This window comes from Collinsella sp. TF07-1, from assembly GCF_003437235.1.
Classification (GTDB): Bacteria; Actinomycetota; Coriobacteriia; order Coriobacteriales; family Coriobacteriaceae; genus Collinsella.
On record NZ_QSRV01000012.1, the window covers coordinates 33,556 to 45,020 of the forward strand.

12 protein-coding genes are annotated in these 11,465 nt (G+C 68.7%); all 12 read left to right on the forward strand.

Annotated features, from left to right (window positions below; genetic code table 11):
* Positions 1–918, forward strand: a 918-nt coding sequence (cbiD, locus tag DXC67_RS06040; protein ID WP_233503184.1) for a cobalt-precorrin-5B (C(1))-methyltransferase CbiD, incomplete at its 5' end; no start/stop codon positions are given.
* Positions 911–1,600: a precorrin-2 C(20)-methyltransferase gene (gene cobI, locus DXC67_RS06045; RefSeq protein WP_117637722.1), complete on the forward strand. Its 690-nt coding sequence runs from the start codon at positions 911–913 to the stop codon at positions 1,598–1,600. The genes cbiD and cobI, both read left to right, overlap by 8 nt.
* Positions 1,601–1,642: 42 nt before the next feature.
* Entirely contained in the window at positions 1,643–2,734 is a 1,092-nt protein-coding gene (locus tag DXC67_RS06050; RefSeq protein ID WP_233503185.1) for a cobalt-precorrin 5A hydrolase, read from the forward strand.
* The gene (gene cobJ / locus DXC67_RS06055) at positions 2,734–3,477 is read left to right on the forward strand and encodes a precorrin-3B C(17)-methyltransferase (protein ID WP_117637724.1); all 744 of its coding nucleotides are present in this window, start codon (positions 2,734–2,736) and stop codon (positions 3,475–3,477) included. The genes DXC67_RS06050 and cobJ overlap by 1 nt, the downstream gene beginning before the upstream one ends.
* Complete coding sequence (gene cbiE / locus DXC67_RS06060) at positions 3,465–4,937, forward strand: precorrin-6y C5,15-methyltransferase (decarboxylating) subunit CbiE (protein WP_117637725.1); 1,473 nt, start codon at positions 3,465–3,467, stop codon at positions 4,935–4,937. The genes cobJ and cbiE overlap by 13 nt, the downstream gene beginning before the upstream one ends.
* The gene (locus tag DXC67_RS06065) at positions 4,934–6,316 is read left to right on the forward strand and encodes a cobyrinate a,c-diamide synthase (protein WP_233503186.1); all 1,383 of its coding nucleotides are present in this window, start codon (positions 4,934–4,936) and stop codon (positions 6,314–6,316) included. The genes cbiE and DXC67_RS06065 overlap by 4 nt, the downstream gene beginning before the upstream one ends.
* Positions 6,309–7,451, forward strand: a complete 1,143-nt coding sequence (gene cobT, locus DXC67_RS06070) for a nicotinate-nucleotide--dimethylbenzimidazole phosphoribosyltransferase (RefSeq protein WP_117637726.1) — start codon at positions 6,309–6,311, stop codon at positions 7,449–7,451. Before DXC67_RS06065 ends, cobT begins: the two co-directional genes overlap by 8 nt.
* Positions 7,448–7,996: a bifunctional adenosylcobinamide kinase/adenosylcobinamide-phosphate guanylyltransferase gene (locus DXC67_RS06075; RefSeq protein ID WP_117637742.1), complete on the forward strand. Its 549-nt coding sequence runs from the start codon at positions 7,448–7,450 to the stop codon at positions 7,994–7,996. Before cobT ends, DXC67_RS06075 begins: the two co-directional genes overlap by 4 nt.
* Positions 7,993–8,760 (forward strand): adenosylcobinamide-GDP ribazoletransferase, encoded by a 768-nt coding sequence (cobS, locus tag DXC67_RS06080; RefSeq protein WP_158551300.1) that lies wholly within the window; start codon positions 7,993–7,995, stop codon positions 8,758–8,760. The genes DXC67_RS06075 and cobS overlap by 4 nt, the downstream gene beginning before the upstream one ends.
* Positions 8,761–8,867: 107 nt before the next feature.
* On the forward strand, positions 8,868–9,758 hold the full coding sequence (locus DXC67_RS06085; RefSeq protein ID WP_233503187.1) for a histidine phosphatase family protein: 891 nt from the start codon (positions 8,868–8,870) through the stop codon (positions 9,756–9,758).
* Entirely contained in the window at positions 9,758–10,732 is a 975-nt protein-coding gene (cbiB, locus tag DXC67_RS06090; protein WP_117637729.1) for an adenosylcobinamide-phosphate synthase CbiB, read from the forward strand. Before DXC67_RS06085 ends, cbiB begins: the two co-directional genes overlap by 1 nt.
* A partial coding sequence (locus DXC67_RS06095; protein WP_199410644.1) for a histidinol-phosphate transaminase occupies positions 10,729–11,465 on the forward strand: 737 nt, incomplete at its 3' end. The genes cbiB and DXC67_RS06095, both read left to right, overlap by 4 nt.

An 11,465-nucleotide genomic window follows, 5' to 3' on the forward strand; every position in this document is an offset into this window, starting at 1 on the left:
GCGCGCGTGGAACATGCGGGGTCGGGCACGGGCGCTGCGGGCAGCAAGGGCGTGCCCGCGCGCGAATCGGAAGTTTCCGTCGATGGCGGCGTGGGCGTGGGGCGCGTGACATTGCCCGGGCTCGAACAGCCGGTGGGGGCGGCCGCCATCAACGCGACACCGCGCGCGATGATCACTTCGGCGGTGCGCGAGGTGTGCGCCGCGCACGGCTTTTCTGGAAATATTGCTGTGACGATTTCGGTACCCGAGGGTGTTGCCCTTGCCGAAAAGACCTTCAACCCGCACCTGGGGATAGAGGACGGCATCTCCATCCTGGGCACGACGGGCATCGTCGAGCCGCGCAGCCTCGCTGCCTTGCGCGACAGCATCGAGCTCGAGATCCGGCAGCATGCGGCTATGGGGCGGCGCGGAGTCGTGCTCACGCCCGGCAACTACGGCGCGCAGTTCATCTCGGGGCATTTCCACCTAAACGGTGCGCCGGTGGTCTTCATCTCCAACTTTGTGGGCGATGCGATTGATTGCTGCGTTCGCGAGGGATTTACCAATGTCCTTCTTGTGGGACACATCGGCAAGCTGGTGAAGGTCGCGGGCGGCATCATGGACACCCATTCGCGTACCGCCGACTGCCGCGCGGAGATTCTGGCCGCCCACGCGGCCTTGGCCGGCGCGGGCGCGAAGACCGTGCGCGAGATCATGTCGTCGGTCACGACCACGGCGGCGCTCGAGGTAATCGAGGCCGCCGGCGTGGGGGACGCTGCGCGCGCCTCGCTCGCTGCGGCAATCGAGGACAGGTTGCGCCGCCGCGCGGCGGGCGCATGCGACATCGCCGCGGTCGTGTTCGACGCCGAGCGCTGTGAGCTTTTCCGCACGTCGGGCGCCGATGCAGTTATCGGGGAATTGGGGGCGACGTATGAGTAAAGGCGTGCTGTACGGGGTGGGCACGGGGCCTGGCGACCCCGAGCTGCTCACGATCAAGGCCGTCCGCACAATCGAATCGTGTCCGGTCATCGCCGCACCGCAGACGGCGGACGGGGTCATGGTCGCGCTCGACATCGTGCTCGGCGCCGTCGACCTTACAGGCAAGACGGTGATCCCCGTGCGATTCTCGATGACGCGCGACGCCGAGCGCCGCGCGGCCGAGCATGCCTCGCTTGTTCGCGAGCTTGTCGCGCACCTGGATGCGGCCCGCGACGTCGCGCTGCTGAACCTGGGGGACCCAAGCATCTACGCCACCTTCCAGCGCATAGCGCCCGACGTGCGCGCCCGCGGGTTCGAGGCGCGCGCCATTCCCGGCGTGCCGAGCTTCTGCGCGGTCGCCGCAGCGCTCGAGCGCGACCTCACGCCCGAGATGTCGTCGCCTCTGCACATCGTGTCCGGCGGCTACGACGACGTGCGCCGCGCAATCGGCTGGCCGGGGACGAAGGTGGTCATGAAGGCGCGCCGCTCGCTTGCGGACACGAAGCGCATCCTTCGCGAGGAGGGCGCCTTCGACGGTTCCGAGCTCGTAGAGGACTGTGGGCTTCCGGGCGAGCGCGTGTACCGCTCGCTCGACGATGTGCCCGATCGGGGCAGCTACTTCTCGACGATGGTGGTGCGCTAGATGAGGGTTTCCTGCATAGCGTTCACTGAGAGGGGATATGCGTTGGCGGAGCGCACCGCACGCGCGCTTTCCGATTGCGCGCAGACAGGTGAGGATGACCCTGGCTGGGACGTTTCCGTTTCGCGCGGGTTCGGCGAGGGGAAGGCCGACCTGCGCGCATGGACGGCGCTCGCGTGGGAAGCGTCGGACGCGCTTCTGTTCGTGGGCGCGGCGGGCATCGCCGTGCGGGCGATCGCGCCGCATGTCGCCTCGAAGGCAACCGATTCCGCGGTTGTGGTGATCGACGAGGCGGGGCGCTTTGCCGTCCCACTTTTGTCGGGGCATTTGGGCGGTGCGAACGAGCTTGCGCAAACTGTGGCACGCGCGGCAGGGGCCATCCCCGTCATCACCACGGCGACCGACGTCCGCGGCGTGTGGGCGGTGGATACGTGGGCGCGCTGTGCGGGGCTCGCTGTTTCGAATCCCGAGGCTATCAAGCGAGTGTCGGCACGGCTGCTTTCGGGCGGGCGCGTGGCGCTCTATTCCGACATGCCGATTTCGGGACAGCCGCCTGAGGGGGTTGACATTGCGTCCGACCGCGCTCGGGCCGATATCGTCGTGTCGCCGTTCGCTGGCGCGAATGCAGGTGCGTCCGTTCGCGCGGCGGAGACAACGGGCGAGGTCGTACCCGCCGGTGAGACGGGGAAGCCGGCGGGCGTGCGGGCTCAGGCGCCTGCGCCCGAGCCGCTTCGCCTTGTCGTGCCCTGCATCGTTGTGGGCATAGGGTGCCGCCGCGGTGCGTGCGCCGAAGCGATCGGGGAGGCGTTTCTTCTCGCGTGCGGGCAGGCGGGTATCTCGCCTTCGGCCGTGTGCGAGGCGGCGACGATCGACGTGAAGGCGCGCGAGGAGGGTCTGCTCGCCTTCTGCCGCGCGCGCAATATCCCGCTCGCGACGTATTCCGCAGAGGAGTTGTCGCAGGTCGAAGGCAGCGTTTCGCCATCTGATTTCGTGCGCGCGACGGTGGGAGTCGACAACGTGTGCGAGCGTGCGGCGCTCGCGGACGGGGGCATACTTATCTTCCCGAAGCTCGCTCACGGCGGCGTGACCGTCGCGTTTTCCAAGGTAACTATCGAACTTTCGTTTAAGGAGCGGTGATGGGAAAGCTCTTCGTAGTGGGGATCGGCCCGGGCGGCCCCGACGGCATGACGATTGCGGCTCGGCGCGCGCTCGAGGCGGTCGACATCGTTGTGGGGTACACGAAATACGTGGAGCTCGCGCTCGCCGCCGTGCCCGACGCGGCGCGTCTCGCGACGCCGATGATGCACGAGGTCGAACGGTGCCGCGTGGCGCTTTCGCGCGCGCAGAGTGGAGAAGCGGTGGCGCTCGTGTGCAGCGGTGACGCGGGCGTGTATGGCATGGCGAGCCCCGTGCTGGAGCTTGCGGAGGACTACCCCGATGTAGACGTGGAAGTTATCGCCGGGGCCACCGCGGCTCAGAGCGGGTCGGCGGTGCTCGGCGCCCCGCTTGCCCACGATTTCGCGGTCGTGTCGCTTTCCGACCTGCTCACGCCGTGGGAGGTCATCGAGCACAGGCTCGCCGCCGTGGCGAGCGCCGACTTCTGCATCTGTTTGTACAACCCGCGCAGCAGAAAGCGCGCCGACAGGCTCTCGCGCGCGGCGAAGATTATGCTCGAATGGAAGGCCCCCGACACGCTCTGCGGTTGGGTACGCAACATCGGGCGCGAGGGGCAGCAATCGGGCATGTGCAGGCTCTCCGAGCTGGGGGAGTTCGACGCCGACATGTTCACTACCGTGTTCGTCGGCAACGCGGACACGAAGCGCGTAGGCGGCCGTATGGTCACGCCGCGCGGGTATCGGGAGATTCCATGCGAAAGGTAACGATCATCGGGGCGGGGCCCGGAAACCCCGACTTGCTCTCGCGCGCGGCGCTCGACGCGATCGACATCGCCGACGTGGTCATCGGCGCTCATCGCGCGCTCGTCGGCATCGACGTGCCGCCCGACGTGGTGAGATGCGAGCTCGTTAAGACGGCGGACATCGTCGCCGCGCTCACCGATGCGGCGTCGTGGCAGCGCGCCGTGGTCGTGATGACGGGCGATGTGGGGCTGTTCAGCGGCGCGCGCCGCTTGGTGGAGGCGCTCTCCGGCGACGCGCAGGTGGACGTGCGCGTCATTCCCGGCATAAGCTCAGCGTCGTATCTCGCCGCGCGCCTCGCGCGTCCATGGCAGGATTGGCGCTTCGTGAGCGCTCACGGCGTGGCGTGCGACATTGTGGCCGAGGCCGAGCGCGCAGGTGAGCTCTTCCTCGCCACGTCGGGCGGGGAAGACCCCTCGCGACTTTCGGGCGAGCTTGTGCAGGCGGGCTTCGGGGACGCACGCGTGACGGTGGCCGAGCGCCTGTCGTACCCCGACGAGCGCATCACCTGCGCGACCGCAAGTGAAATCGCAGGTCAGACGTTCGACGACTTGAACGTGATGCTTATCGAGTTCACAGACTGCGCCGGGTCGCCTGCGGGCTCTAGCGCAGCCTCCGAGGCGCCGGCCGGCGCGTCTGCGCCCGCGGCGGCTTCTTTCGTGGCGGTCTCTGCGGGCGCATTCCGCGCCGCGAGCTCCCGCTGGCCGTACGCTTCCTCGGGCATTCCCGACGAGCTCTTCATCCGCGGCGACGTTCCCATGACCAAGCAGGAGGTGCGCGCCGTCGCGCTCGCGAAGCTGCGCCTTACCGCGACCGACACCGTGTGGGATGTCGGCGCCGGCACGGGGAGCGTGTCGATCGAGGCGGCGCTCGTCGCGCGAGCGGGGTCGGTATGGGCGGTCGAGCGCAACGCGGCCGGCGTGCGGCTCATCCGAGAGAACGCGGATGCATTCGGGTGCGGCAACGTGCATGCGGTCCCCGGTGTCGCCCCCGAAGCGCTCGCGAAACTGCCCGTCCCCGACGCCGTGTTCGTCGGCGGGAGCGCGGGCGAGCTTCCCTCCATCGTGGAGGCGGCTCTCGAGAAGAACTCGCAGGTTCGCCTGTGCGTGCCATGCGTCACCGTTGAGACGCTCACCGAGGCGTGCGCGCTCCTCTCGGGTTCGCGCTTTAAGGGGTTCGAGGCGTGCCAGGTGTCGGCCGCCCGCGCCGAGGCTGTAGGCTCGCACCATCTTATGAAGGCGCAAAACCCCGTGTTCCTCGTCAGCGCGCGTGGTGCGGCCGCGGATGCCGAGGAGCTTGCCGAAGTCGGGGCGCTTGCTGAATCGCCTGTCGGCGAGGACCCCTCTGCGGAGGGGAACCCATCCGTTGAGGTGGTCTCGCTTGCTAATTGCAACGCCGCAGGTGGGGAAGGCGGCGCCCGGTGATTACGTCCATCCCGCGCTTCATGGTCGCTGCGCCCTCGAGCGGGAGCGGCAAGACGGTCGTAACGTGCGCGCTCCTGCGCGCGCTCGCGCGCCGTGGTCTTGCGTGCGCGGCCTTCAAATGCGGCCCCGACTACATTGACCCGCTCTTTCATCGCCGCGTCGTGGGTGCGCGCTCGGGCAACTTAGACGGCTTCTTCACCGACGCCCCGACGCTGCGCGCCCTGCTCGCACGCGGCGCCGCGGGCGCGGATGTCGCGGTGCTCGAGGGGGTCATGGGCTTCTACGACGGCATGGCGCCCGGCGTGGCCGACGCGAGCAGCTATCAGGTTGCGCGCGACACGGAAACGCCGGTCGTTTTAGTGGTGAACGGGCGCGGGGCGTCTTTATCGCTCGCCGCCGTAATCCGCGGCATCGCCGAGTTCCTGCCTTGTGCGAACGTGCGCGGCGTCGTGCTGAACAAGACGAGCGCCGCTGCCTGCGCCTACGCGGCGCCTGCGATCGAGAAGCACACGGGCATCGCGGTTTTGGGGAATATCCCCGCCGACGAGGCGTTCTCGCTCGAAAGCCGGCATCTGGGGCTTGTGACCGCCGACGAGGTCGAGCAGCTCTCCGCGCGCATCGACAAGATGGCCGAGCTGGTGGAAAAGAGCGTCGACGTCGACCGCTTGCTTGAAATAGCGGCGACGGCACCCGATATCCGCGAGGAACCTTACCGGTTGGAGCCGATCGCGGGAGCGCGGCCCATCGTCGCCGTCGCGCGTGACGAGGCGTTCTCGTTCTACTACGAGGAGAACCTGCGCGCGCTCGAGGACCTGGGTTGCGAGCTGGCCTTTTTCAGCCCCCTGTGTGATAGCGAGTTGCCCCGGGGGGCAAGCGCCCTCTATCTGGGGGGCGGCTACCCGGAGCTCCATGCGCGGCAGCTCTCCGAGAACGCGCCGATGCGCGAGGCGGTGCGGTGCGCGGTGGAATTCGGCATGCCGACGGTCGCCGAATGCGGTGGGTTTCTGTACCTGCAGCGCGAAATCGCCGATAGCGAGGGGCGGCGCTGGCCTGTTGCGGGCGCCCCTGAGGGCGCGAGCGAGAACGGGGGAAGGCTGTCCCATTTCGGGTACGTGGAGCTCACTTCCCAACGCGACGGGCTCTACGGGCCGCGCGGCACACGCATCCACGCGCACGAGTTCCACTACTGGCAGTCCACCTGCCCGGGCGGCGACTTCTGGGCGCAGAAGCCCCGGCGCGACAAGGGCTGGCCGTGCATGTCGACCACCCCGTCCCTGGTTGCGGGCTTCCCGCATGTGTACTATCCTGCGAACCCCGACGTTGCGCGCGCGTTCGCGTCTGCCGCAGCGTCGTTTGCAGAGAGGAGACGGCATGGCTGAAGCAACCGAAACCGCGCTCGCCTGCATCCGCGAGGAAGTCGAGCGCGCGTTCTCGTCGGCGCCGGGCGCCGTGCTCGAAGCCACGCTCCCCCGGATCGAGCCCGCAGACGAGTGCGCCCGCGCCGCCGCGTACGCCGCGTGGGACTCCATCGCGCACCCCTTGGGGGGATTGGGCGACTTTGAAGACGCCGTCGCGTGTATCGCCGCAGCTCAGGGGAGCGCCGAGGTGGCCGAGTTTCCCCGTGCGCTCGCGGTATTCTTCTCCGACAACGGTGTCGTTGCCGAAGGCGTGTCGCAAAGCGGGCAAGACGTGACGCGAGCCGTCGCGCGCAACATGTGCGAGGGGGCCACGAGCGCCTGCCGCATGGCGGCGTTCGCGGGTGCCGAGGTCGTGCCCGTCGACGTGGGTATGGCCCGGGGTATAGAAGACACGCGCATGGTGCGCGCGAACGTGCGGCGGGGGAGCGGCAACATCGCGCACGGTTCCGCTATGTCTCGCGATGGGGCCGTGCGCGCGATCGAGGTCGGAATCGCCGTCGCGTGCGGGCTTGCCCGCACCGGCGTGCGCCTTCTCGCCGCGGGCGAGATGGGCATCGGCAACACGACCACCTCTGCGGCGGTGGCCGCAGTGCTCATCCGGGCGGAAGCGCGGAGCCTCGTCGGGCGCGGCGCGGGGCTCTCGGACGCCTCACTCGCGCGCAAGCGCGACGTGGTCGAGCGTGCTATCGACGCGAACTCGCCCGATCCCGCCGACCCAATCGACGTGCTCTCGAAGGTGGGCGGCTTCGACATCGCGGCGATGTGCGGCTTCTACCTGGGGGCCGCGGCCTCGAAGGCGCCGGCGCTCCTCGACGGGGTCATATCCTGCACGGCGGCCCTGTGCGCGGCGCGCCTGTGCCCCAACGCCTTGGGCTACCTCGTGGGCACCCACGCATCAAGCGAACCCGCAAGCCAGGAGCTCCTTCGCGAGCTCGGCATAAAGGCACCACTCGACGCAGGCATGCGCTTGGGCGAGGGCGCGGGCGCCATGGCGTATCTGCCCCTTCTGGATTCGGCGTTGCGCGTGTACCGGGATGGGAAGACGTTCACGGCGACTGGTATGGCTGCGTACGAGCATTTCGAGGCCGGGAAATGACGGTGACACTTGTCATCGGCGCCGCCGCGAGCGGCAAGAGCGCCTACGCCGAGTCCCTGTGCCTCGGGCACGACGGCCCCCGCGTGTACCTGGCAACGATGGAGCCCTTCGGGGAAGAGGGCGCCCGCCGCATCGCGCGCCATCGGTCGCTGCGCGAGGGCAAGGGGTTTTCCACCCTCGAGTGCTCGCGTGACGTGGGCGCCGCAGTGCCCGGGCTTCCGCGCGGCTGCACGCTTCTTTTGGAGGACGTGGGCAACCTGGTTGCGAACGAGCTTTTCGCGGAAGGCGGCTTGTCCCCACGTGACCCCGACGCTGCGGCGCGCGAGGTGCTCGGAGGCATTGAACGGCTCGCTCAGGCCGCTGCGTATACGGTGGTGGTCACCGTCGACGTGTTCGCCGATGGGATGCGCTACGATGAAGGGACCGAGGCATGGAGGCGCGCGCTCGCGCGCGTGAACGCGGGTGTGGCGGCGCTGGCCGATCGCGCAGTCGAAGTGGTATGCGGGATTCCCGTGTGTATGAAAGGCGAAGGACCTACAAGGTGAAGATAGTAGAGGCAATCGGCGCGGCGTTCGGAACGTTCTCGCGCATCCCCGTCCCGAAATCGGCCTGGACCGATTTCGGGTCAACCCATGCGCTTGCCGTGTTTCCCCTGGTGGGCCTTGCGGAAGGCTTCCTCATGACGGCGTGGGGGTACGTGGCGAACCTGCTCGGCGTGCCCGCGACCATCGTCGCGGCCGTGCTCGTGGCGCTGCCTGTGGCGGTGACGGGAGGCATCCACCTAGACGGGCTCTGCGACACCTCCGATGCGCTTGCAAGTTGGGCCCCGCGCGAGCGAAAGCTCGAGATCATGCACGACCCGCGGGCGGGCGCCTTCGGGGTCATCGGTGTTGTTGTGTTCCTTATTCTGCAGTTTTCCCTGTTCACCGCGCTGCCGCTTACGGCGGGGGCGTTCCTCGCGCTTCTGTGCTCGCTCGTGTTCTCCCGCTCGCTTTCGGGGCTCGCCGTTGAATACTGGCCTGCCGCGCGGGCGGACGGCATGGCCGCGGGGCTCTCGCCTGCGAAGAAGCGCGCGGCGATCGTCGTTCCGCTTTACGCTTTCGCAGCGGCTTCGGCTGCAGGGATGGTCGCGTGCGCTCAGGCCGTCGGCGCCCTTATGGCGGTGGCGGGGCTTTTGGTGCTCGCGTGGTACCGCCATGTTGCCCTGTCCCGCTTCGGCGGGGTGACGGGGGATTTGGCCGGATGGTTTCTGCAATGGGCCGAGCTCGCGATGCTTGCCATGCTGGTGGTGGGGGGCATGCTCCTATGATGCTCGTGGTAGGTGGCGCGCATTCGGGGAAGAGGACCTTCGTGCGCGAAAAACTCGGGTTCGCGGCGGACGATTTCGTCGACGCGGCGCAGCTTGCGGAGGGCGGCGTGCCCGCGGCTTTTGCCGGCCGCGTCGCATACCATGCTGAGGAACTCGTACGCGCGCTCGACGCTGACCGGGCGCTCGAGCGGCTGATCGGCTTCGACGCAGTGATTCTGCCCTTGGTCGGCTCGGGGGTCGTCCCCATGAGTGCGGAAGACGCCCAATGGCGCGAGCGCGCGGGGCGCCTGGGATGCGCGCTCGCTGCGCGCGCCGACGTCGTCGTGCGCATGACGTGCGGGATTCCCCAGGTCATCAAAGGAAACCTTGCCGATGCACCTCGAGGGACGCAGGGCGCGGGTGCGCTTTTGGAAGTCGTCTTCGTGCGCCATGGTGCCACGGCGGGCACGGAAGACCATCGCTACAGCGGGGCGGGCACCGACGAGCCCCTGTCGAGTGCGGGCGAGCGCGCTTTGCGCGACCTCGCGTGCGATCGTGACGTGTTCCGTGTTATCACGAGCGGCATGGCCCGCACCGACCAGACGGCGCGCATCCTCTTCCCGAACGCGGAGCTTATGGCGTGCCCCGGTCTGCGCGAGATGGATTTCGGCGACTTCGAGGGGCGAAGCGCCGCCGAGCTTAAAGAGGATGCGCGCTATCGCGCCTGGGTAGACTCCTGGTGCGAGACGCGCTGCCCGCATGGCGAGGGCAAGAGCGATTTCACCCGCCGCGTCATCGCGGCGTTTCGGGAGGCGTGCGAATCGGAGCGCGCCCAGGGGAGTGGGCGCGCCGTCTTCGTCGTTCACGCGGGTACCGTGAAAGCGCTGCTCTCCGAGCTAGCTGTTCCGAAAATGGGATACTTCGACGTGCATACCGAGCCGGGCGGCGCATGGGCCGCCACTTGGGATGGGCGCTGCCTTCGCGACGTTCGCCCCGCTTCGGGGGGCGATGCCCGGTGATGACGATTCTTGCCGTCGCCGCCGGGTTCGCGGCCGACCTTGCCTTCGGCGACCCGCGCTGGCTTCCCCATCCCGTCGTCGCCATGGGGCGCGCGATCACGTGGGCCGAAGGCCGCCTGCGGGGCGTATTCCCGCAAACGTCCGCGGGCACGCGCGCCGCAGGGCTTGTGCTCGCCGTGGCGCTTCCGCTTACGTGTGGGCTTTTGACCTGGGGAATCCTGCATGTTTGCGGCATGGTTCACTCCGGCTTGCGCTTCGTGGCCGAGGCATGGGCGAGCTATCAGATTCTCGCGGCATGCGAGCTGCGCCGCCAGAGCCTGGCCGTTGCCCGCGCGTTCTCGAGGGGCGGCCTTGTCGCGGCGCGCGAAGCCGTCGGGCTCATCGTGGGACGCGACACGTCTGTTCTCGACGAGCAGGGCGTCGCGCGCGCCGCCGTGGAAACGGTGGCGGAGAACGCGAGCGACGGTGTCATCGCGCCGCTTTTCTACCTTATGATCGGGGGTGCGCCCTTGGGCATGGCGTACAAGGCGGTGAACACGCTCGACAGCATGGTGGGCTACAAAAACGAGCGCTACATCGACTTCGGCTGCGCCTCGGCGCGCCTCGACGATGCGGTGAACTGGATTCCCTCGCGCTTATCGGCCCTGCTCATGATCGCCGTGTGCCCGATCGTCGGGCTCGACGCGCGCGGGGCGGCGCGCATCTGGCGCCGCGACAGGCGTCGCCATGCGAGCCCGAACGCGGCGCAGACCGAGTCGGCGTGCGCGGGCGCGCTCGGGCTGCGCCTGGCAGGACCCGCGGTGTATTTCGGCAAGCTCGTTGAGAAACCGACGATAGGCGACGCGTCCCGTGAAATCGAGTGGGGCGACATCGCCCGGGCGACAAGGCTCATGCTCGCCGCGTCCGTATGCGCGCTCGTCGTCTTCGGCGCCGCGCGCGCGGCGGTCGTGCTCGCCGTGGGGGCGATGGCATGAGGAAAGACCACGCCGCGCCCCGGGCTGCCGGGGGAATCCTGCGCGCCCGTACGCATGGGGGCAGCGCGCAATCGCTCGGCATCGCTTGCGAAGGGGGCGCCTCCGACCTCATTGACTTCTCGGTGAACGTGAATCCGGCAGGCCCCTCGCCGCGCGCCGTCGCCGCAGCTTGCAAGGCGCTTTCTCGAATCGACGCCTACCCCGATAGGGAAAGCCTCGCCCTCGTTCGCGCGCTAGCGCGCGACCAGGGCATTCCCGAAGATACTATTGTCTGCGGCGCGGGCGCCTCCGACATCATCTGGCGGCTCGCCGCGGCGGTGCGCCCGAAACACATCGTCGTGTGCGCGCCGACGTTCTCTGAATATTCGGAGGCGGCATCGTACTACGGCGCATGCGTGCAGGAGTTCCCGCTCTCCGAAGCGGACGACTTCGACGTGCCCGCCTCCTTCGCCCGCGCGATCGAGGGGCCGGGAGACGTGGCGTATCTCTGCAATCCGAACAACCCGACGGGGCGCCTCGTCGACCCCAGCGTGATCGAGGCCGCGGCTTGCCGCTGCGAGCAGGTGGGCGCGCTGCTCGTCGTGGACGAGTGCTTCCTCGGATTTGCGCCCGACGCCCGCGAAAGGAGCGTGGCCGCACGCGCCGCGTGTTCGCGCCATGTGGCCGTGCTCTCCGCGTTCACCAAGCTCTACGGAATGGCGGGGGTGCGGGTGGGATATCTGATCAGCGGAAA